At 38.3% G+C, this 21,303-nt stretch carries 19 protein-coding genes and 1 tRNA gene; 1 reads left to right on the forward strand and 19 read right to left on the reverse strand.

Annotation, left to right across the window (positions count from 1 at the left end; translation table 11 throughout):
• Positions 1–55: 55 nt before the first annotated feature.
• The 17 genes from GQR38_RS03795 to rppH form a co-directional block, all read right to left on the reverse strand.
• Positions 56–130 (reverse strand) — tRNA-Arg (locus tag GQR38_RS03795).
• Positions 131–202: 72 nt separating this feature from the next.
• A complete protein-coding gene (locus tag GQR38_RS03800) occupies positions 203–871 on the reverse strand; it encodes a FlgO family outer membrane protein (protein WP_024592956.1) in 669 nt (222 codons plus the stop codon).
• A 2-nt stretch (positions 872–873) separates the two neighbouring features.
• Positions 874–1,575 (reverse strand): FlgO family outer membrane protein, encoded by a 702-nt coding sequence (locus tag GQR38_RS03805; RefSeq protein WP_165721028.1) that lies wholly within the window; start codon positions 1,573–1,575, stop codon positions 874–876.
• Between the two features lie 13 nt (positions 1,576–1,588).
• Complete coding sequence (locus GQR38_RS03810; RefSeq protein ID WP_007583140.1) at positions 1,589–2,182, reverse strand: FlgO family outer membrane protein; 594 nt, start codon at positions 2,180–2,182, stop codon at positions 1,589–1,591.
• Between the two features lie 56 nt (positions 2,183–2,238).
• Complete coding sequence (locus tag GQR38_RS03815) at positions 2,239–2,868, reverse strand: SPOR domain-containing protein (RefSeq protein WP_165721029.1); 630 nt, start codon at positions 2,866–2,868, stop codon at positions 2,239–2,241.
• Between the two features lie 10 nt (positions 2,869–2,878).
• Positions 2,879–5,824: an MSCRAMM family adhesin SdrC gene (locus GQR38_RS03820; protein WP_240920056.1), complete on the reverse strand. Its 2,946-nt coding sequence runs from the start codon at positions 5,822–5,824 to the stop codon at positions 2,879–2,881.
• Positions 5,811–6,641: a fimbria/pilus periplasmic chaperone gene (locus GQR38_RS03825; RefSeq protein ID WP_165721030.1), complete on the reverse strand. Its 831-nt coding sequence runs from the start codon at positions 6,639–6,641 to the stop codon at positions 5,811–5,813. The genes GQR38_RS03820 and GQR38_RS03825 overlap by 14 nt, the downstream gene beginning before the upstream one ends.
• A 9-nt stretch (positions 6,642–6,650) precedes the next feature.
• Positions 6,651–7,133 carry a DUF4402 domain-containing protein gene (locus tag GQR38_RS03830; protein WP_165721031.1) on the reverse strand — a complete coding sequence of 161 codons (483 nt, stop codon included), beginning with the start codon at positions 7,131–7,133 and terminating at the stop codon, positions 6,651–6,653.
• Between the two features lie 3 nt (positions 7,134–7,136).
• On the reverse strand, positions 7,137–7,739 hold the full coding sequence (locus GQR38_RS03835) for a DUF4402 domain-containing protein (protein WP_165721032.1): 603 nt from the start codon (positions 7,737–7,739) through the stop codon (positions 7,137–7,139).
• A gap of 115 nt (positions 7,740–7,854) precedes the next feature.
• Positions 7,855–8,409 (reverse strand): SPOR domain-containing protein, encoded by a 555-nt coding sequence (locus GQR38_RS03840; RefSeq protein WP_165721033.1) that lies wholly within the window; start codon positions 8,407–8,409, stop codon positions 7,855–7,857.
• A 371-nt stretch (positions 8,410–8,780) separates the two neighbouring features.
• Positions 8,781–9,464 carry an SPOR domain-containing protein gene (locus GQR38_RS03845; protein WP_024592961.1) on the reverse strand — a complete coding sequence of 228 codons (684 nt, stop codon included), beginning with the start codon at positions 9,462–9,464 and terminating at the stop codon, positions 8,781–8,783.
• Between the two features lie 703 nt (positions 9,465–10,167).
• Positions 10,168–11,046 carry a UTP--glucose-1-phosphate uridylyltransferase GalU gene (gene galU / locus GQR38_RS03850; RefSeq protein WP_007583126.1) on the reverse strand — a complete coding sequence of 293 codons (879 nt, stop codon included), beginning with the start codon at positions 11,044–11,046 and terminating at the stop codon, positions 10,168–10,170.
• A 23-nt stretch (positions 11,047–11,069) separates the two neighbouring features.
• Complete coding sequence (locus GQR38_RS03855; RefSeq protein ID WP_165721034.1) at positions 11,070–11,921, reverse strand: thymidylate synthase; 852 nt, start codon at positions 11,919–11,921, stop codon at positions 11,070–11,072.
• A 10-nt stretch (positions 11,922–11,931) separates the two neighbouring features.
• Positions 11,932–12,735: a prolipoprotein diacylglyceryl transferase gene (gene lgt, locus GQR38_RS03860; RefSeq protein ID WP_007583122.1), complete on the reverse strand. Its 804-nt coding sequence runs from the start codon at positions 12,733–12,735 to the stop codon at positions 11,932–11,934.
• Positions 12,736–12,748: 13 nt separating this feature from the next.
• Positions 12,749–13,558 carry a sulfite exporter TauE/SafE family protein gene (locus GQR38_RS03865; protein WP_165721035.1) on the reverse strand — a complete coding sequence of 270 codons (810 nt, stop codon included), beginning with the start codon at positions 13,556–13,558 and terminating at the stop codon, positions 12,749–12,751.
• Between the two features lie 90 nt (positions 13,559–13,648).
• Positions 13,649–15,913: a phosphoenolpyruvate--protein phosphotransferase gene (ptsP, locus tag GQR38_RS03870; protein WP_007583118.1), complete on the reverse strand. Its 2,265-nt coding sequence runs from the start codon at positions 15,911–15,913 to the stop codon at positions 13,649–13,651.
• 229 nt (positions 15,914–16,142) lie between these two features.
• Positions 16,143–16,661: an RNA pyrophosphohydrolase gene (gene rppH / locus GQR38_RS03875; RefSeq protein WP_002958704.1), complete on the reverse strand. Its 519-nt coding sequence runs from the start codon at positions 16,659–16,661 to the stop codon at positions 16,143–16,145.
• A gap of 680 nt (positions 16,662–17,341) precedes the next feature.
• On the opposite strand from rppH, the gene mutH reads away from it, so the two are divergent.
• A complete protein-coding gene (gene mutH / locus GQR38_RS03880) occupies positions 17,342–18,013 on the forward strand; it encodes a DNA mismatch repair endonuclease MutH (RefSeq protein WP_010553218.1) in 672 nt (223 codons plus the stop codon).
• Positions 18,014–18,205: 192 nt separating this feature from the next.
• Here the strand turns inward: mutH and eno are convergent, their stop codons facing one another.
• Both eno and GQR38_RS03890 read right to left on the reverse strand, forming a co-directional pair.
• On the reverse strand, positions 18,206–19,504 hold the full coding sequence (gene eno, locus GQR38_RS03885; RefSeq protein WP_024589994.1) for a phosphopyruvate hydratase: 1,299 nt from the start codon (positions 19,502–19,504) through the stop codon (positions 18,206–18,208).
• 112 nt (positions 19,505–19,616) lie between these two features.
• A complete protein-coding gene (locus GQR38_RS03890) occupies positions 19,617–21,251 on the reverse strand; it encodes a CTP synthase (protein ID WP_101217576.1) in 1,635 nt (544 codons plus the stop codon).
• Positions 21,252–21,303 lie beyond the last annotated feature (52 nt).

Here is a 21,303-nt window from a genome sequence, read left to right on the forward strand (position 1 = left end):
ACGCTATACACAAAGTATAAGGGAGGGAGGTTAAAATATAACTCATTGATTTAATTGGTAGCCCCTGCAAGAATCGAACTTGCAACTGCCCCTTAGGAGGGGGCCGTTATATCCATTTAACTAAGAGGCCACAAATAAGCTGTGTGCTTAGAGGTGTGAATTATAACGGCATCTGGTTTTTTATATCAAGCAACAACTGAACTTAATTGCTTGATAAGTATATATCTTCTTTATTTAGTACATAAATTGGGATTAGTTTTCGACTACTCGCGACGATTTTTTTTGTATGCGCGTTAATTACACGTGTATTTACAACAACAGCATCATGGCGATAAATTAATGTACCCGCTAATACATGGCTCGCCATTTGCTCATCACTAAGCTTTTCAATATCACGTGAAAAAGCAAAATCACCACGGCTATTTACATCTATTGTTTGGGTTGTTTTAAAATCAACCACGCCATAACCAAACTTTTGTAACTGATGAATTAACGTTTCAGAAATTTGATTACCCAATTGATTACTTTTAGTAAGCGATGAATCAAGATCGACCAAGGTAGTAACGGCAATATTAATATTGGCGTTGGTATCACTTTCAAACTCAAGCGTATCAACCAAATCAAGCGCCATTTGCTCTACATAGTTAGCAAGTGTTTTATGGTGTTTAAGTGGTGTAAATTGATTGCCGTTAACATTATCTTGAGTTGATTTTTGCTCGGCTGTTTTAAGCATGCTTGCTAAGTCATAATTTACTTGTGTGGTTGAAGATGCATTCATTTCAGCACTTTCATTATTTTGAGTAAAGGCACAACCTGCTAAGTTAGCTAAAGCAAAAAAAACGATAAAGCGGTTAAATAATTTACTATACATAATTATCTCACTTGCTTGCTTGCTTGTTTTAACATTATGCCATCAGTGCGATAGCTACTATTAAGCGCATCAACAACTGACTGTGGAATAAACCCTTGTGCAGAACCTACTACGGCCTTACTTTCTAGCCCAACAATACGTGCGTTAACAAGTACACCACCTTGATGGTTTACAAGTGTACCGGCTAGTACATACTTAAAGTTTTGATCTTGATTTAGCTCTAAATAGTCGCGACTAAATACAAAGTCGCCTGTTGAGGTAACACGCATATAATCAGTTGTTTTAAAATCAATAACGGGTACACCAAAGCTGTGTAATTCATGCATGAAGCTTTCTGCAATTTGGTTTCCTAGTAAGCTACCATCGTTGTAGTCTTCATCTAAAAAAATAAAACTCGAAACAGCTAACGGTGTTTGTTCACTTACGTACTGTAAGTTTTCAACCATGTCTTGCATTATGCCGCGCACATAATGGTTAATATTTTTGCGCATTGGCGGTGTTGCTTTTGTGTAGTTATCTTGTGGAGCCATTCCTGACTGAAATAAGTTATCGTCAGAAACAGGTGCTGCAACGTCGCGTTGGTTACTCACCAGTTGGTTGCTTTGCTCACTTTGTGGTGTTGTGGTGTCTGTATTCATTGTGCCTAGTATTTGAGAGCAACCAAAGCCCAGTGGTAAGCATAATGTAATTAATAGGTTTTTCATTTTGTGCTCCAAATTAGTATTCGCTTCGGTATAAAAGTCCGTCACGCTGCTGAATTTTCTCATTGCCCCACATTACATTAATTGGGATCTCGGTACTTCCCGCAGAGAGCACCTGTTTATTTTCTATATTCACAAGTCGTGCATTAACTATGTATGCATGCTGCTGACGAGTCACTGTTCCTGTGATAACTAAGTCAATATTTTGGCGATTACGTAATTTACTTAAATCGCGACTTAAAATACTGTCTGAGTTTTCTGATAAAGAGAGGTTATTCCCAAGTCTGTACTCAACGGTGTGATAACCCAGTTGAGTAAATTGTGTAAGCAGACTTTCTTGGATCTGCTGACTTAAGCCTGAGGCTTGCCCTGTCACTAATTTTGTATCTAGTGCATCTGCATAAAAGAAGCTACTAACGCCAACACGTGCATTAGCATTTAATGCTCCGTTTAGGTGGTTAAGTTGCGACGTTAAATTGACTACATAGTCATTAACCGTAAAAGGAGCCATGGCTGCTTTAGGTGCATCTGTAGGCACACTTGGTTCTGGCGGCGGCACCAAGTTACAAGCAGCTAAATTTAAAAATAATAAAGGCAGTAAAAGGCGCATAATTGCCATCCTCTTCAAAACATACTGAGGATGAAGCAATTTGTATGCCGACTTAGCTATTGTGCGGTAAAGGGCTGATCTACGTAATAACTAACTAAACAATTTATATTTTGGCTCTTTAAATTTTGACAGTCAGCCATAGCGTTTTTTTTGTCTATGTATGCGCCTAGCTTTAAGCGGTTATACATAACTCCTTTTACATTTATTGTTTCAACATTCATCACAAAGTTATCGCCTAGTAAGCTAGGAAGCTTTTTCTGTAGTTGCCTAAAAGCTAAAGAGAGTTGTTCTTTTTGCGTTATTGAAAGCACTTGTAAAGCAAATCTGGGATTAACTGGTTTTGTTACTTGTAAATTGGATCGATTAATTGTGTTGGTATTAACGATTTCTGCTTTTATTACGGGTGCGTTTTTCTGCTCATTTTCTTTAGCTATTGTATTGAGTTGCGATATTAGTAAACTTAAGTCGTCTTCAATAAGTAATAAACGCGCAAGTTCTGGCTTCATATTTTGCCACTGCTGGGAGCTCATTTTTAAAGTTTCAAGTTCTTGCTTTGTTATTTTTACGTAGCTTTTTTCGTCAGTTACGTTGGTCTGAGTAGCACTACCATCAATTGCTTTATTATTCGCACAACCATAACTTAGCAACATTGCACTGATTAAAAATATACATTGAACTCTTTTCATCCTAATTCCTTTAATGGAGTATTTTATGTGTTTCAACAACACACTTTAATCCTTGCGCTTTTACTGAGTCGCATACAGAAATAATCTCTGGCGAACTGTTTGTTGCGTACGCTAAGGCTAAAATAAATTTATTTTTAGCTTTATCATGCATATAAAAAGCTTCTTGCTGCTCTATTCGTGGTGCTATTAAACGGTAATAAATTTTTAAGATATTTAACGAATTAAAACTTCCTGCATTGGCAATGCTTCCAGTTGTTGCACTGAGCGCCTTTAACGTTAAATCAACGCCCATTACTACATCTCCTTGAGGCGATAAATTAACTGTTATATTTTGAGTGTTTTTTAGCTGCTTGCGTTGTTTATATTCATCATCAATTACTGCTTTATACTGCCCCGGTTTAAGGTCTGTAAATAAATAATAGCCATCATATGCTGCTTGAGTTTGTGCAACTTGATCCCCTTTCTCATTCAACAGCGCTATATTTGCAAAGGGTTGGATCTGTGTTGTATCACCTTTTTGTTGATAAACAACTCCCTCCACTTCACTGGCATTATTTAATGCGAAGTCCATATACTCTACAAAACCAGCCCTTGGGGTAATAGAAAAACCCTCGTTAGCTGATATTAAAAACGGATCTTCAAAACTATTTCTATCAAGTATTATATCTGTTGTACGATTTGCTGGCATTGAAGTTAATAGCGCAACGCCGTGTTCGTCTGTAATTGCTTGACGATAATTGTGAACGCCTTTTACTTTTACGCCGGCAACGCCGTGCTCATCATCATCCATAATACCGTTATTATTTTGATCTAAGAATACGCGTAACATTAAGCTACCCGTGTTAGTTAAGCTGCGCTTAGAGACAAAATATGTATTGTGTTCAACATCAAACCCTAAGCTAAAACGACTATAAATACCGAGCCGCCAATCATCGTTACTGTTGTAGTTTAAGTTACTCGTTAAACTAAACTTGTCGCTTTGCCAATTGAACCCTAATTCGGCCGATTGAATATTATTACGAAGTGAATCAGTTAAAGTAAGTTCCGCTTGTAAATCTCGGCCCAAGTTGCGGCTAAACTCAGCCTCGTAACTAACAAGCTCACTTACTGGCGATATACTATAATCTATACCAAACCTTGTGTAGGTTCTCCCAAAGCGCTTTTGAAAACGTGTTGTTCCAAAAGTACTCTTAGAGCTATCGTCTTGTTGCCACAGTAATTGGTTACTTAGTGCAAATCCTGAGTATGAGTAGTTGAACTGGTTGCGTACTTGTTTAAAACGCCCTCTAATATCACTATCGTCATATAGGACGTTATTTTGATAAGAAAGGCGTCCATAGGTATTATTCATTAGCCCACCAGCTAAATTTATTTGGTAGCTGTTAAAATCTTGCTGCTGTTCGTCGGTACGATTTGTAGCGCTAAAAAGTAGTGATTGTTCGGCAATTTGAGTTCGGGCTGTAAATTCAAATTCTTGTTCATTGTTATTATTTTTTTCAACATTCGCATTTAATAATAATCGGTCAAACAAGCTTATATTGGTACCAAATGCATACTTAAGTAGATCGTCATCTGTATTTTTTTGACCTGATGTAGCAGTGTATACAGATATATTATCTGTAAGCCCTTGCTCATATCTACCCGCAACTTGCCAACCCTGCCCCTGCGAGCTTGAAACATTTTTATTTAGTAATTGCTTACCTTGTTCAGTAACCGACAATTCATAGTTACCTTGCCCCTGCTTAAGTTGATTTCCGTCCACAAAGTAATAATCACTTTTACGCTCAACTTGACCTTGAGGCCCATAAAAAATAAGCTCAAAATTATTAGCTCCAAATAATAGGTTTATATTATCAAAAATATAACGCCCATCTGCGAGGCTAAGCTGCTGGTCTATTAATATTTCATTACGATACAGTTCTACATCCCAACCTGGCTGTATAGCACCGCTTAAGTTAATTTGATTATTGACTATTTTTCTATTGGTTACATTATTAGAAACTTTAACACCTCGGGCATACTGACTACTGTAGCTATTACCAACTTGCGTGGCGATAACATCACCAAAAGATATTTCAGTAGGCATGAAGCCGTTTTTTATTTCTTTGTCTAAGTTTTGCTTTGTAAACGTTAACCTAGAGTTGGTAAGTAAGTCAGTACTTCGTCCAGACAAAAAATACTCTGCAGATAAATACGCAAAGTCTTGAGTGCCTAAAAGTGAATAGTTCGTAGAATGTCTATCATCGCTCGCGGTAAAATTTAGTTGTAAGTCGGCAACCGGAGAAGATAGCGCTTTATATGGGCTAGCTTTCCATGGCAGCGTAGGTGGCGATCTTTTGTTAGGTGATTTAAGGTTGCGCGACTGTCTGTATCTTTGTTGTTCAACCGGTAAGGGGCTATCTGAGCTTATAAGTAATTCTAAATCTGGGTAATCAATATTAAACTCTAGATTTAAAGCATTATGTAAACTTTGAATATCTACATAAATATCATCTTCAATGGTAATTTGATTTTTTGCTAATAAGTAGCTCTGTGTAGGACTAGTAAATACAGCGGGTGTAACCGCTGCATTTAGAGAAAGAGGTTGTTGATTTGCTCCAACACCTTGAGCAATTCGATTGCTAGCATCAACATTCATTGCAAATTGTAGAATATCAAATAAGTCGCTTAAACTAACTTGTACACTTTGCTCGCTTTTAATTGCTGCAACTTCACCTAAGTAGTATGAGTTTAAATAAAGCGAAAGTATTAATAACTCGCCTGTGGCGATTCGCTGTTGCTGATTTTCTTTGTTTTTATAATCAATTACTTCAACGGGCTTAGTTAGCTTTAGTTCAATTGCGCGTAGTGTTGTTAAAGCATCCCCTACGGAAGAATTGGGATTAGCTATTACACTATTACTAAGCAAACTACTTATGCTTAGTAATAGTGCATACAATAAATTATTTAGCGTCATTCACTGTTAAAACATTAAGTGATTGTGAAGTTAAAGGCAGAGTGTATTGTGCAAATGTAAGGTCTTTATATTCTTGACTGCCTTCATATTTAAAAATAATTTTTCCTGCTTTATCTAAATTTTTGTCACTAAATAAACTAAGGGTTACAAACGCATTATCTACTTCTGGATAAATACTTAAATTACCAATTTCTGCAATTTTAACTTGCTCGTTATTACTATCAACAAAGTAAGCACTTAATTTACCGTAGCTACTAAACTTACCTTCTCGTTTTATATTCAATAAAAACTGAGGACGTTGATTGCTTTCATTTAGCACTAGTTGAGCTTGCTCTATGGCAACTTCTGGCTGTTTCATGTCTTTGCGTAACAAAATAGGAATGCTGTAGCTCATAATCATATTAACTTTTATTGAGCTTGTTTTATTCGTATTTTCACCAGGCAATGCTTGAAATAGAAGATGAGAGCGGTACTCACCAGAAGCTAGACCTTTAGGTTTACGTATTGCTATTTTTACTGTTTGTTTTTCACCAGGTGCTAAACGCATTTGTTTTGGTGACAAACGTGCCATTGAACTTAAACTTTCGCTTGTAACCTCTGCCAACTGTATGTAGCCACCGCTAGGTTGCGCTTGCTTCTCACTCCATAAAACACGATATGTTTGATATTCATCACCCGTATTAATTACGATAACTTTAGCGGTTCGTTGACGTTCATCAAAACTAATACGGGTTGGAGAGATAAGTAAATTTGCGTATGCATTTTTTCCTAAAATACATACACTCAGTGCGAGCAGCACTACAACTTTATAAAGCATGTTTTTCCTTTAGTAATCAATCGTAATTTCTAATTGGGTGTCAGTAATAAAACTACCATCTAAGTAACTTTGGCTAGTCCCTGTCGTTATTAAACGGCCACCTACTTTGAGTAAAAGCTCTCCAAACTCATCGCTAGTTTGCGTTCTTGGTAAATCCACTAATACAACCGAAAACTTGGCACTATTAGCTCCTAGCGCTTCACTTTGCAATGTAGAGTCACTCGTTTTGTTAAACGATATTTGAGTAAGGGGAGGTAAATCGGTAAATAAAAGTTCTGCGGGATTACCCTCAGTTAATACGTAAATATTACCAAATGTGGTTGTTTCACCTTCATAGCTAATGGTTATAGAGCTTAAAGTATTATTTTGAGGGATAACTAAAGTGCCAAAATTAAGCGCTTCTTGTTGTATGCTTGCGCTATAGGCTTGCTCGCTAAACATTAACGAAAGCCAAGCAGAAACATACAAAAAGCGCATTGTTTGTTTAAACACTAATTAATATGACACTTCAATATTAAAGCTACCAGAATACTCACCATCAGGGTAATCCACACTTGATGCGTTTGATGAAGTAGAAAGAGTCGCGCCTATATTAAATGATACAGCGCCATCAACGCCAGCTTGTAGGTTGGGAGTAGCACTTGTATATAATCCACCAGCATTAGTACCGCTCGTTATAAAGTAAGTCCAAGTACCTACAGTAAAATCAGGTTCATTTAACCCTTGACCAGCTAAAGGTTGTACTAAAGTATTTACTGGGTCGCTAATGGTTAAAATAGAATTTGGTACTACATCTGACACACTAAAAGCACCCGCTTCACCACCTTCAATTATTGATATAGTTGCCACATTACCAGCAGCGTCTTCTTGCGAGGTAACATTAGTTGCATCAGGATCAGGATGAACTGTAAGCGTAGCTTGCAGATTGCCTGATGGATCTGAAATAGCACGAATAGTACCAAAATTTAAATCGTTATCTTTTGTGAGTACTACAGCATTTTGTACTGTTACTTTCGCTTCAAATGACTCTGTAGCAGCATAAGTGCTAAACGAGCTGACCACGGTGGCTACAGCTAATGCAGATAAATAAAACTTCATGCTAAATCCTTATAAGAAAATGGGCTTTATCAAATATTTGCCCAACTATAGTTAGTATCGACTATTAGTACAAATACTTTAATACTATATAAGTTTAAAAGGCCTAATTTATTAATTATATTGGTTTTCCGACAAAAGCAGCAATATTACATACTTGATCAAGCTGATTAGCTAAATAACAAAACGCACTTACTTGAGCATCGTTTTTAAATGGACCTACACGTAATCCATACAAAGTCATATTATTATTTTTACGTTCAAACATAGTAAAATTAAATTGAGTAAATGCACTGGGGTATAATTGCTTAAGCCTTTCGACTCTTGCTTTAACAAGCTCTGGCTTTAAATACCAACCAAGCTGTGCTCCAATTTTAGTTTCATCTGTTAAGGTGAGTTCTGAATTTTGTAAGTTTGGTGTTTTTACTTCGGGAGTGTTATTTAGTGCCGTCGGTTCCAAATTCTGTGAAGGCTGATTACCATAGGTGATATCGGTTTTACTTTGCATGAGTAAAGGAGGGTTTTCAGTTAATTCACTTCGAGACGATAACGCCATAATTAACAGCTGTAAATCATCTTCCATAGCAGTTAAACGACCAATGCTTTCTTGCTGTAAGTGCCACTGCGAAACATACTCTTTTACTTGTTTATCAGTAATTAAAGAATGCTGCACGCTCTCGTTATTTACAGTTGCGCTGCTACATCCATATAAATAAAAAGATAAGAATAAAACTGATATTAAATGACAAGACTTAAAATACCGCATTGCAAAATGCACTCTACTAACCAAGATAATAAATCAAAGCAAATTTTGCGCCACTTTATAGCAACTTTTTAATTAAGTAGTTTATTTTGAGGTAAGAAAAGCCATATCGATAACAAGGCAAAATTTCATCATTTAGTTGGTATCACTAATTGTTGCTGCATTGCTCTAACTCCGGCATACATGCCGTCGTATATCAAAAATTATTAGCGAAGTTAGCGTCAGGTCTAATCCTTCAAATTGATTAGGTATTATTGTAGATTGATATTACATGCTGTGCGCTACAGCTTTACTGGCTTATCGGTGTAGTTACTTACTATGCAATCGAGTTTATATAACTTGAATACGTCACAGTCTGCTTTTGCATTTTTAAAGTTTTGGTAAGAGCCAAGTTTTAGCCTGTAAAACATTTTGTCGTTTATTTTGGCGGTTTCTACGTTAGTCAATATTTTGTCTCTAAACAACGGCGCTGCTTTAGTATTTAGCTCTTGCCATGCTTTAGCCACACCTTGCTCTGAGTCAACCGAAGCTACCTGTAAAGCAAATACATGTTTAGGCTTATTTAATTTTACAGTTTGTTTTTTATTACTGTAATTTTGTTTAACTTGTTGGCGTGATTTAACATTACGTGTGTTTCGTGGTGAGCGTACAGACTTGCTGCTATACCCTTGATTAGACTGCGCAATAGCTTTGCTGTTTATAATATCGATATGATTTACGAGGTAAGTTATTTCTTTTTCTAATCTTAAAATTCGCTCTATGCCTTCACGAGCTTGTTGCCACTGCATTGCGGCATCTTTTAGCTGTGCAAGTTCAAGGGCTGTAATTGATACGTAGTCAGGCGAGTTACTTTGAGGTTGTTCATCAATGGTTTTTATTTCAGGCGAGACGCTGCATGCTGTACCAAATAAAAGCATTAGCAAGCTAAGTAAAAGCCCAATGTTATTTTTTTTATATATAAACATGTATTAGTTGTCCTGAAAGCAGTGTTTTTACACTACATTTCAGTTAAACATTCTCACAAGAAAGCGTTTAACTTTATTTAAGCTGTGAGCTATAAAACTTAGCTCTTCGCATGCTTGTCAGTATTTCGTAAAACACAACGCTGCATACTCCACCCCTTCCTTGAGAGCATTATTTAATACAAATTCAATGCCAATTAACACAAACTTTACAACATAAATAACAATATGTCTGTAATGACTTAAAAACTTTTATTTTAGAGCTATTCCTTTTCTTATTTTATTCTAGGGCCTGTTGACCTTTCAGGATTAAAATTTGTTCAATCTAGGGGCCATTTAATCGCGGCGCGAGGTTTGTAACCTAGTGGGCTCGGTAACTGCTCCTGCGTTATTCTACTGGCTTACATCCATGTAAGAATAAGTAAAAACCGAGTAAAGCTTCCGCGTCCTGCTCACGCCCCTTACCTACATCCATGTAGGCAACAAAGAGTAAATTGCCCCGAGGCAGAACCCTCCGGGCAGCGCATGTTTGGCATTTATGCTACGTTATCGCCTATTTATGGGGAATAACCACACTACATAGGCTCTGCCTTGCCTAAATACCAAACAGCCTGCTGTAAATTTAACCTCGAAAGATAAACAGGCCCTGATAAAACTCATAAAAAAAGGCGCCGATATAGGCGCCTTTCATGTTTTACGTTAACTGTTAAATCAATTTTTTAATAAATGATTTCAATTCATCGGCAAATTCATCGCGACGAAGTGCAAATTCAATCGTTGCTTTTAAGTAACCAATTTTACTTCCACAATCGTGGCTACGGCCTTTTATAGCGTATGCATCTACTTTTTCGTGTTCCATTAACATCGCAATTGCGTCAGTTAATTGAATTTCGTCGCCTGCACCTTGCGGAGTTTTTGCAAGTAACGGCCAGATATTTTCGCTTAATACGTATCGACCCACTACAGCTAAGTTTGATGGAGCTTCATCTACTGGCGGCTTTTCTACCATATTAAGAATTGGCGAGCTTTCACCTTGCTTTAAGTCAACATCACCTAAATCAACCACACCAAACTGGTTAACTTGTGCCATTGGTACTGGTTCTACCATAATTTGGCTGTGCTTGGTTTTCTCAAAATTAGCGATCATTTCTGCTAAGTTATCTTTTTTAAGATCGCTCTCTACATCGTCAATAATTACATCTGGTAAAATAACTACAAACGGTTCGTTACCAATAATAGGCGCTGCACAACTAATAGCATGGCCTAAGCCTTTTGCTTCACCTTGGCGTACGTGAATAATGGTTACGTCTTTAGGGCAGATTGCTTGCACTTCGGCAAGTAGTTGCCGCTTAACACGCTTTTCTAAAGTAGCTTCTAGTTCAAAACTTGTATCGAAGTGATTTTCGATTGAATTTTTACTTGAGTGCGTTACTAACACTATTTCTTTAATTCCTGCAGCAACGGCTTCGTTTACTACATATTGAATTAAAGGACGGTCTACCACTGGAAGCATTTCTTTAGGAATTGCTTTAGTGGCTGGTAACATACGAGTACCAAGGCCCGCTACTGGGATCACTGCTTTCATTTTATGTTTTCCTTAATCTTTTATTATACTGAAAATGGATATTGAATCGCTTCATGGCATTGATAGCCTGTTACTTCAAAGTCGTCTCGTGTTACCCACGTTTCTATGTCTTCTAATGATTTAATTTTTGGATTAATTTTTAACTGAGGTGATTCAAATGGCTCACGCGTTAACTGCACATCTCGCATCAGTTCAAGTTGGTTTTCGTAAATATGTGCATTAGCAATTTTATGATACGCCTTACCCGCTTTGTGGCCGGTAATTTGAGCCACTAACGCAAGCAACACAAAACACTGAATTTGATTGAAATTAAGGCCGAGCGGTACATCACAGCTTCGCTGGTATGACGTTAAGTATAGCGTATCGCCAAGTAAGGAGAAAGTGTGCGTATGCATACACGGGCGCAAACAACCAAGCTCAAACTCACCTGGATTATAAAACGTGATTATTTCACCACGGTCATCAATGCCATTTTTTAAGTTATTAATAACTTTGGAAAGCTGATCAAGCGTTGAGCCATCTGGACGTTGCCAACCACGGCCTTGTACGCCATAAACGCGACCCATGTCATCCTCACCTTTACGGTGAGGATTATTAAGCCATGCATTGTTATCGTTTGCGTTAGCATCCCATGTTTTACAGCCAATTTCACGAAACTGCTCAGCGCTGTCGTACCCGCGTAAATATCCTAGTAACTCAGCAATCGCTGCTTTGTAGTAACTTTTGCGCGTAGTGATCATTGGAAACTTATTATTAGCCACATCGTATTCTAAATCGGCATTAATAACGGTTAAACAACGCGTACCTGTACGTTTGTTTTCGACCCACTGACCTTCGTCAACAATACGCTGACATAATTTTAAATATTGTTTCATGCTTTTCTTATTATGCCTTAGCTGTTTTAACGTGTTGTGGTTGCTTGTATGCCCAAATTAATAAACCTAAACCACCCACTATCATAGGAAGTGAAAGTATTTGCCCCATTGAAATAAAGTCGGCAAATAAACCGAGTTGTGCATCGGGTTGGCGGAAATATTCAATACAGAATCTAAACACGCCGTAACCTAATAAAAATACACCAGCTACGCTGCCTGCTGGACGTGGTTTTTTAATAAACCATTGCAGGATTAAAAACAGTACTAAGCCTTCAAAAAATGCTTCGTATAATTGCGATGGGTGACGCGCAAGCGGACCGCCCGTTGGAAATACCATTGCCCATGGCACGTCAGTAACTCGGCCCCATAACTCACCGTTTATAAAGTTACCAATACGCCCTGCTAAAAGCCCTACAGGAACAAGTGGTGCAACAAAGTCGCCTACTTGAAGCAGTGACTTTTTACGCGTCCACGAAAAAATTGCGACGGCGGTTATAACGCCAAGTGTTCCACCATGGAACGACATACCGCCCTGATCTATCCTAAATAAATACAGTGGGTTTTCTATAAAATAACTAAACTGATAAAACAATACGTAGCCAATACGCCCACCTAGTATTACCCCTAACATGCCGTAAAACAGTAAATCGCTTACTTGGTCTTTAGTCCAACCCGAATTTGGCTTTGACGCTTGACGATTAGCAAACCACATCGCAAATGCAAAACCTATTAAGTACATTAAGCCATACCAACGTACGCTTAGCGGTCCAACAGAAAAAATAATTGGATCAATTTGAGGAAACTCAAGTGCCATAAAAAATAAACCTTTAGCTAAAAACCATTTTAATTGCGATAACTACAAGCAGCACCGCGAAAACTTTCTTAATTGTATTAACAGGTAAATAGTGAGTTGCTTTGGCGCCAATGGGCGCAACAAACCACGAGGTAATAACAATCCCAAATAATGCAGGTAAATAAACAAACCCGGCAAAACCATGCTCTAAATCGTTAACATGCCAGCCTGCGCTGATGTAACCAATAGAGCCAAATAATGCAATAACAATTCCGCACGCTGCCGCGCAGCCAATTGCTTTTTTTATATCAACCGAAAAATAATTAAGCATAGGTACTATTAAAGCTCCGCCGCCAATCCCTATTAAACCTGATAACCCGCCCATTATTGCAGAAACGCCTCCTAAAATAGGACCAGCCGGCAACGGTTTTTCTGACATCGGTTTATTACGCGCGGAGAGCACCATTCTTGCTGCAATAAATACAACACTTATAGCAAACACTGTACGTAATATTTGTTCAGGGATTAAACTTGCTGCAAAGCCACTAATAAGTGCACCTAAAGCCACACCCGACATAACCCACGGGGCGATTGCCCAAGGCACATTATCATTTTTATGATGAGCCAGCGCTGAAGACGTTGAAGTAAATAAAATAGAAGCGAGTGAGGTTGCAATAGCAATTACTAATACATGATCAGCCGACGTTACATTAAATGAGAGTAGCAGAGTGCTTAGTACTGGAACGATAATTAAACCGCCGCCAATGCCTAGTAACCCAGCTAAAAACCCAACAATACAGCCTAGTAGTGCGCAGCTTGCGACTAACAAACCTAAGTCATACATAGTAATCTCAAATACCCTTTTAAGGTTTATATATTAAAGGATTATAAAACTAATAGCATCTGTGTATTGCAATTAATTAGGTGTACAAGCTTATTTGGGGGTGTAAAACAAATCACCTAATTTATGCTCTAGCATAAAGCTTCGCGTTAAACGTAGTACTTGTTTGGCTGTGGATTGCGCTAAACATTCACTTAGTAGTTGTTCCATGTCACTGACATTTAAACGCCTAAGTACCCACTTCACTTTATTAAGCGATGATAAATTCATACTCAGGCGTCTGTAACCCATGGCAATAAGTAAAATAGCTCCTTCAGGATCGCCGCCTAGTTCACCACACAAACTAAATGGCAGTTCATATTGCTCACATTCGTGCGCCACTTTATTTAGTACTCTTAGTACACCTGGGTGATAAGGGTTAAAAAGTTCGGCTACACGTGCGTTAGCCCTGTCTACTGCTAATAAATACTGTGTTAAATCGTTACTGCCTACTGAGCAAAAATCGACTTTTTTTGACCACTCTGGAAGCATAAATACACTTGAAGGTACTTCCAGCATTATTCCTATGTCGGGTCTTTCTATGGTTTGCTCTGGGTATTTTTCACTTAACTCAAAATAAGCCTGTTCAAATAACGCTAGTGACTCGTCCACTTCTTCAGTGCCACTGATCATAGGGAGCATTATTTTTAAATTACCCAAACCAATATTTGCTTTAAGCATCGCTTTTAGTTGATCTAAAAATAACTCTGGGTGATCAAGGCTAATACGAATACCACGCCAACCTAAAAATGGGTTTTCTTCGGTAATATTAAAGTAATCAAGTACCTTATCGCCCCCAATATCCAATGTACGCATAACCACAGGATTAGGATGATAGCTAGTTAGTACTTCTCGGTACCAATTTTCTTGCTCTGATTGCGAAGGAAACTGACCCTTTTGCATAAACCACGCTTCGGTTCGATAAAGCCCCACACCGTCACAAATATGCGCGCTACTTTGCTCGGTATTAAGCTCAAGGCCTGCGTTTAATAATAAGCTAACATGTTCACCGTCAAGCGTAATTGATTCTGAGTCTTGCTCAGCTAAAAAGCGGTTATTTAGTAGGTTATCTTGATGCTGTAACTCTGTGTATTCGTCCATCAGCATTTGTGAAGGCGATATATATAAACGCCCAGCAAATGCATCTAAAATCATCGGTTTGCCATTAAACTGCAGTAGAGGTAAATCCTCTATGCCCCAAATGGCAGGGATCCCCATCGCACGCGTTAATATAGAAGCATGGCTATTTGCAGAACCATTTACGCTTACAACGCCTGTTAAGTGACCTTTTGGCACCTCAGCAAGCATGGCGGGCGTTAAGGTATTAGCAATTAAAATAGTGTTGGCCGGATAATTTTTAACAGCGTGCTCGGTATTTACAAGGTGGTGTAATACGCGAAGACCAATGTCTTTAACGTCAACAGCACGCTCTTTTATATAAGGGTCTTGCATGGCATTAAATTGAGATATTAAACGCTCTATTACAATTTTTAGGGCGCTTTTAGCACACCAGCCTTCTTGTAATTGCATTTCAACATTATGCCCTAAACTTTTAGCGTCAAGCAGTTGTTGATACACATCAAATACCGCAAGAGCTTCGTGCGGAATAGAATCGCTTAGCGTCATAGATAGGGTATTAAATTCTTTGCGCGTTGCAGCTACAGCTTGAGTAAACAAGCGACGCTGCTCAGTGACGTCACTGTCTTTTAAAAGCTCAATAGATTTAAAATCAAGTTTTGGTAATACAACAAATGCTTGTCCTATACCTATTCCTGGCGCGCTCGATACACCTTTTAAAACAGACGTTTGATGAGATGATTCATCTTGGCGTAGTATTTCTTTAATTTCAGCATGCGCTAACTGTGAAGCAAGTTGAGCAGAAAGTGTTATTAAAAAAGACTCTTCGTCTTGGCTAAATACACGTGCCATTTTTTGTTGGACAACAATAACGCCCAGTACTTTTTTTTGATGAACAACGGGTACAGATAAAAAAGCGTTGTAGCCTTCTTCATTTACTTCGGGGGAGAGCTTAAAACGAGGATGCGATTTAGCAAATGCAATATTAATAGGTTCTTCGCGTTGCGCTACTAGGCCAACTAAACCTTCGGTAAAACCAATTCTAAACTTACCTACCGCATCGGGGTTTAGCCCTTCGGTTGCCATAAGTACAAAATTGTCCTGGCTGTAATCTGCAAAATAAATGGAGCAGCACTGGGTTTTCATGGCATCTTTAACCATTTGCACAAAGCACACTAATGCGCTGTCTAAATTCGCTTGTCGCGATACAGACTCCGCAATAGATCTCAGTGTAGCCAGCATGTCCTGCTCCTTTATTTTATACTTAACCTGAACTCTGGTTAAGATATTTACTAACGTGTTGAGTCATGGTGATATTTAGCTTTATTTTCTCTAGCCAGAGATTTTCAGTGAAAACAAGGCGAACTTACGCGTCAATAGCTGGCCTATTGCAAGTAAATTCAACGTAGTTAGCGCTGAAAATAGCTGCTCGAGATAGATTTATTATCCAGAGTTCAGGTTACCTAGTTAACTACCTTTTACTTCGCCAATGATCTTTATGTTGTTCTCTCTTATTAAAAGGCATGGCGAAAGGAGCAAACTCTTTCATTACACGTCGATAAACATCCCGTTTAAACGATACAACCTGTCTTACAGGATACCAATAACTTACCCAGCGCCAATCATCAAATTCAGGATGATGGGTTTTAAGTAAATTTACATCTTCGTCTTTACAGCGTAATTTTAGTAAAAACCATTTTTGTTTTTGCCCAATACACACCGGACTAGAGTCTCGGCGGATTAATCGTTTGGGTAATTTATAGCGTAACCAATGTTTTGAGCTTGCGACTATTTCTACATCTTCTGGTCGCAACCCTACTTCTTCGTGTAATTCACGGTACATGGTTTGTTCTGCAGTTTCGCCATCATCAACACCACCTTGGGGAAATTGCCAAGAGTGTTGACCATAACGTCTGGCCCAAAAAACCTGTCCCTGATTATTGCAAATCACAATTCCGACATTGGCACGAAAACCTTCGGCATCAATCACCTTAGTGCCTCATTTGTAAGTCGATTTTTAATGATTGTTCCACATTAGCCGCAATACGGCAAATACTATTATACCCAACCCGATTAGTAAGCTAAGTTTGAGCTTTTAGTACATTGATAAATTATGGAGAGTGGGTAAATATTTGGAAAATAACTTAACAAGGCTATTGCGGTTCTTGTTTTCCTCTAGTTACTCACAGTTTGTGCATAACTTTTGTAAAACACGCTCATTTTGCAAACAAATCCACAATATTAGATCTAAAAACTTGGCTTCTCCACAGATTCTGTGGATAAACATGTTCATATAGTTGTATTTATCCTTACAACTTTTAAATTGCTTAATCAAAACTGAATGTACAACATTAAAAAAACCAACTGAGTCAGTAACTTAAAGTAAAGCAGCTTAATTTCAATATGTTCAAAATTAACACAAACAACAAGCGAGCAAAAAACACACAACTCTAGAGATATCCACGGCTTAGCCTATTTGCTATCATGGCTATGATATTTATACAACCGAAATTAAGAATACTGATTACGTTGAATTGATACTTATAATCGCAATAAAAAGTAGCTCAATAACAAAAAACTATCATATGCAGTTTCTCCGCATAAGTAATTTCAACGTAGTTAGTGAGTTATTAAACCTCTATAATATTCATATTTTAAAATTGGCATGACATGCGACCTACAAAACCACACTCAATAAACGATTTAATGCAACGCGTTAATAATATTGCCGGATTAACTCTAGGGCAGCTTGCTAACAAGTATAATTTTAAAACGCCAGATGATTTACTGCGCGAGAAAGGTTGGACTGGTCAGTTAATTGAATATGTATTAGGTGCTACTGCGGGCTCAAAACCACTTCCGGATTTTGAAGATTTAGGAATTGAGCTAAAAACACTCCCTATTTCCTATAAAGGTAGGCCACTTGAAACTACGTTTGTATCGGTTACACCTTTAATGAACGTTACAGGAATGACTTGGCATACCAGCTCTGTACGTAAAAAACTAAATCATGTTTTATGGCTGCCAATTTTAAGCGAACGTGATATTGCCCCGTTTGATAGAACCATCGGCAGCGGCTTTTTGTGGCAACCCACGTTTGAACAAGACGCTTTATTACAACGCGACTGGGAAGAGCAAATGGAGCTAATTGCACTAGGTAGAGTCGACGAAATATCAGGCCATTTAGGCGATGCGATGCAAATACGCCCTAAAGCTGCTCATAGTAAAATAGTGACTGATGCTATTGGTCCAAATGGGCAAATAATTAAAACCCTACCCCGTGGCTTTTACTTAAAAACCAGTTTTACAGGTGATATTTTAAAACAGCAGTTTCAGCTTTAACTGTGTTATAAAATATTAATTGTTGAGCCATTTTTGTGGGTACCCTCTTTTCGCACTACGTGCGCGCGGCAGCAGCTTAACGCTACAACTTATTCTCATCTCTTTGAATAAAAGTATCAGGCATAAAAAATCCCCGCTTATGCGAGGATTTTATCATCTAAAATTAAAAATTAGATTCTATATAAAATAGAATTACTGACCTTTAACTTCTTTAAGACCGTTGTACGGTGCTTTATCACCTAATTGCTCTTCAATACGTAGCAATTGGTTGTACTTTGCAACACGGTCAGAACGGCTCAATGAACCTGTTTTAATTTGACCTGCAGCAGTACCAACCGCTAAATCAGCAATTGTTGAATCTTCAGTTTCACCAGAACGGTGAGAAATAACAACAGTAAAACCAGCGTCTTTAGCCATTTTTATTGCAGCTAAAGTTTCAGTTAAAGAACCGATTTGGTTAAACTTAATTAAGATTGAGTTAGCAATACCGTTGTCGATACCACGTTTTAAAATCTTAGTATTTGTTACAAATAAATCATCACCTACTAATTGGATTTTATCACCCATTAGTTTAGTTTGATGTGCAAATCCATCCCAATCAGACTCATCAAGACCATCTTCAATAGAAACGATTGGGTACTGATTAGTAAGATCTTGTAAGAAGAAGTTAAATTCTTCAGAAGTGAATTTTTTGCCTTCACCCTTAAGGTCGTAGATATTTGCTTCTTTGTCGTAGAACTCAGATGCAGCACAATCCATCGCTAAAGTAATATCTTTACCTAGCTCGTAACCTGCATTTGCAACAGCTACTTTAATTGCAGCAAGAGCCGCTTCGTTAGATGCAAGGTTTGGTGCAAAACCACCTTCATCGCCAACCGCTGTTGAATGACCATCAGCTTTAAGTACTTTAGCAAGGCTATGGAATACTTCAGCACCCATACGTAGGCCTTCGCGGAAGTTTTTAGCGCCAACAGGTTGGATCATGAATTCTTGAATATCTACAGAGTTATCTGCATGTTCACCACCATTGATGATGTTCATCATTGGAAGTGGCATAGAGTAAACACCTGGCGTGCCGTTTAAGTCAGCGATATGTTCATAAAGCTCAACTTTTTTAGACTGTGCAGCTGCTTTCGCAGTTGCTAGTGATACAGCTAAGATTGCGTTTGCACCTAATTTTTCTTTATTTTCGGTACCGTCTAAATCTAGCATCACTTTATCTACAGCGCTTTGATCTAATGCACTTTGGCCTTTTAAAGCATCAGCAATTTCGTTATTGATATAACCAACTGCTTTTAATACACCTTTACCTAAGTAACGTGATTTATCACCGTCGCGTAACTCTAATGCTTCACGAGTACCAGTAGATGCGCCTGAAGGTGCTGCTGCACGACCCCAAGAGCCATCTGCTAAATGTACGTCTGCTTCAACAGTTGGGTTACCACGCGAGTCCATAATTTCGCGACCGATTACTTTTACGATTTCTGACATCTTGATTCCTCTATATTCCCAAAATGGTGAGTTCAGCTAACTTTACTACGTTTTATATAGCTTAGTCAGCCCTTAAAACAAAAAAGCCGTGCAATATGCACGGCTTTTAAAATTACGAATTCGCTTTTTGGTGGATATGCGCGGCTGCTACAAACCCTTCAAATAACGGATGACCATCACGTGGAGTTGACGTGAATTCCGGGTGGAACTGCGCGGCAATAAACCATGGGTGATCTTTATTTTCGATAATTTCTACCAGTTTTTTATCTTCTGATAAACCAGTAAAGCTTAAGCCTGCTTTTTCAAGTATTTCTACAAAGTTATTATTTACTTCGTAGCGATGACGATGGCGTTCAACTATTTCGTCGCTGCCATATACTTCGCGTACTTTAGAACCTGGTGTTAAATGACATTTTTGTGCGCCTAAACGCATAGTGCCACCTAAATCAGATTTTTCGCTACGTGTTTCAACATTACCTTCAGCATCTAGCCATTCAGTAATTAAGCCAACTACTGGCGCTTCTGAATTTGCATTAAACTCTGTAGAGTTTGCATCCGTTAAACCTGCAACATTACGTGCATATTCAATTAATGCTACTTGCATACCTAAACAAATACCTAGGTATGGTACTTTATTTTCACGTGCGTATTTAGCCGCTAAGATTTTACCCTCAACACCACGTCCGCCAAATCCACCCGGTACTAAAATAGCATCTAAGTGTGAAAGTAATTCAACACCTTTGCTTTCTAAATCTTGTGAATCTACGTACTGGATATTAATTGTTAAACGGTTTTTAAGGCCCGCATGCTTTAATGCTTCGTTAACCGATTTGTACGCATCTGGTAATTCAGTGTATTTACCAACCATACCAATTGTCACTTCACCCGTTGGGTTAGACTCTTGATAAAGTACTTGTTCCCACTCAGCTAAATCAGCTTCTGGTGGATCTAAGTGAAAACGACGACATACGAAGTTATCTAATTCTTGCGTTTTTAATAGCGCTGGAATTTTATAAATGCTGTCTACGTCAGGTAATGAAATAACCGCTTTTTCTTCTACGTTTGTGAATAATGAGATTTTTGCACGCTCATTATTAGGTAGTTTACGGTCTGAACGACAAATAAGAATATCTGGCTGAATACCTACTGAGCGTAACTCTTTAACAGAGTGCTGAGTTGGTTTTGTTTTAACTTCACCTGCAGGGCCTAAAAATGGCACTAACGTTAAGTGAATAAATAGCGCGCGTTCGCGGCCAATTTCAGTTCCCATCTGACGAATTGCTTCAATAAACGGTTGTGATTCTATATCACCTACAGTGCCGCCAATTTCTACAATAGCAATATCATAACCTTCAGCACCGTCGTATACACGTTGCTTAATATCGTTAGTGATATGTGGAATAACCTGAATAGTAGCGCCTAGGTATTCACCACGGCGCTCACGACGTAATACGTCTTCATATACACGGCCTTGTGTGAAGTTATTACGACTAGTCATTTTGGTACGAATAAAACGCTCGTAGTGACCTAAATCAAGGTCAGTTTCTGCGCCGTCTTCTGTAACGTAAACTTCACCGTGTTGAATTGGGCTCATTGTGCCTGGGTCAACGTTGATGTAAGGATCCAGCTTTAAAATGGTAACATTTAAACCACGGGCTTCTAAAATAGCGGCCAGTGAAGCTGCGGCAATACCTTTACCCAACGAAGAAACAACTCCGCCAGTAACGAAGATAAATTTTGTACTCATGCGAACCCTAGAATATCAGGAATTAAAAGGAATATAACACCCAAAGAAGAGC

The sequence above is a fragment of the Pseudoalteromonas sp. c7(2019) genome, assembly GCF_011378625.1.
Lineage (GTDB): Bacteria > Pseudomonadota > Gammaproteobacteria > Enterobacterales > Alteromonadaceae > Pseudoalteromonas > Pseudoalteromonas arctica.

What these genes read in the sequence shown, in the direction of transcription:
- lgt (WP_007583122.1), bottom strand. Translation starts at nt 12,735, where the DNA reads ATGGCACTTGAGTTTCCTCAAATTGATCCAATTATTTTTTCTGTTGGA.
- GQR38_RS03835 (WP_165721032.1), bottom strand. Translation starts at nt 7,739, where the DNA reads ATGAAGTTTTATTTATCTGCATTAGCTGTAGCCACCGTGGTCAGCTCG.
- GQR38_RS03805 (WP_165721028.1), bottom strand. Translation starts at nt 1,575, where the DNA reads ATGAAAAACCTATTAATTACATTATGCTTACCACTGGGCTTTGGTTGC.
- eno (WP_024589994.1), bottom strand. Translation starts at nt 19,504, where the DNA reads ATGTCAGAAATCGTAAAAGTAATCGGTCGCGAAATTATGGACTCGCGT.
- ptsP (WP_007583118.1), bottom strand. Translation starts at nt 15,913, where the DNA reads ATGCTGGCTACACTGAGATCTATTGCGGAGTCTGTATCGCGACAAGCG.
- GQR38_RS03825 (WP_165721030.1), bottom strand. Translation starts at nt 6,641, where the DNA reads ATGCTTTATAAAGTTGTAGTGCTGCTCGCACTGAGTGTATGTATTTTA.
- GQR38_RS03855 (WP_165721034.1), bottom strand. Translation starts at nt 11,921, where the DNA reads ATGAAACAATATTTAAAATTATGTCAGCGTATTGTTGACGAAGGTCAG.
- GQR38_RS03820 (WP_240920056.1), bottom strand. Translation starts at nt 5,824, where the DNA reads ATGACGCTAAATAATTTATTGTATGCACTATTACTAAGCATAAGTAGT.
- GQR38_RS03815 (WP_165721029.1), bottom strand. Translation starts at nt 2,868, where the DNA reads ATGAAAAGAGTTCAATGTATATTTTTAATCAGTGCAATGTTGCTAAGT.
- galU (WP_007583126.1), bottom strand. Translation starts at nt 11,046, where the DNA reads ATGAAAGCAGTGATCCCAGTAGCGGGCCTTGGTACTCGTATGTTACCA.
- GQR38_RS03845 (WP_024592961.1), bottom strand. Translation starts at nt 9,464, where the DNA reads ATGTTTATATATAAAAAAAATAACATTGGGCTTTTACTTAGCTTGCTA.
- GQR38_RS03890 (WP_101217576.1), bottom strand. Translation starts at nt 21,251, where the DNA reads ATGAGTACAAAATTTATCTTCGTTACTGGCGGAGTTGTTTCTTCGTTG.
- mutH (WP_010553218.1), top strand. Translation starts at nt 17,342, where the DNA reads ATGCGACCTACAAAACCACACTCAATAAACGATTTAATGCAACGCGTT.
- GQR38_RS03800 (WP_024592956.1), bottom strand. Translation starts at nt 871, where the DNA reads ATGTATAGTAAATTATTTAACCGCTTTATCGTTTTTTTTGCTTTAGCT.
- GQR38_RS03865 (WP_165721035.1), bottom strand. Translation starts at nt 13,558, where the DNA reads ATGTATGACTTAGGTTTGTTAGTCGCAAGCTGCGCACTACTAGGCTGT.
- GQR38_RS03810 (WP_007583140.1), bottom strand. Translation starts at nt 2,182, where the DNA reads ATGCGCCTTTTACTGCCTTTATTATTTTTAAATTTAGCTGCTTGTAAC.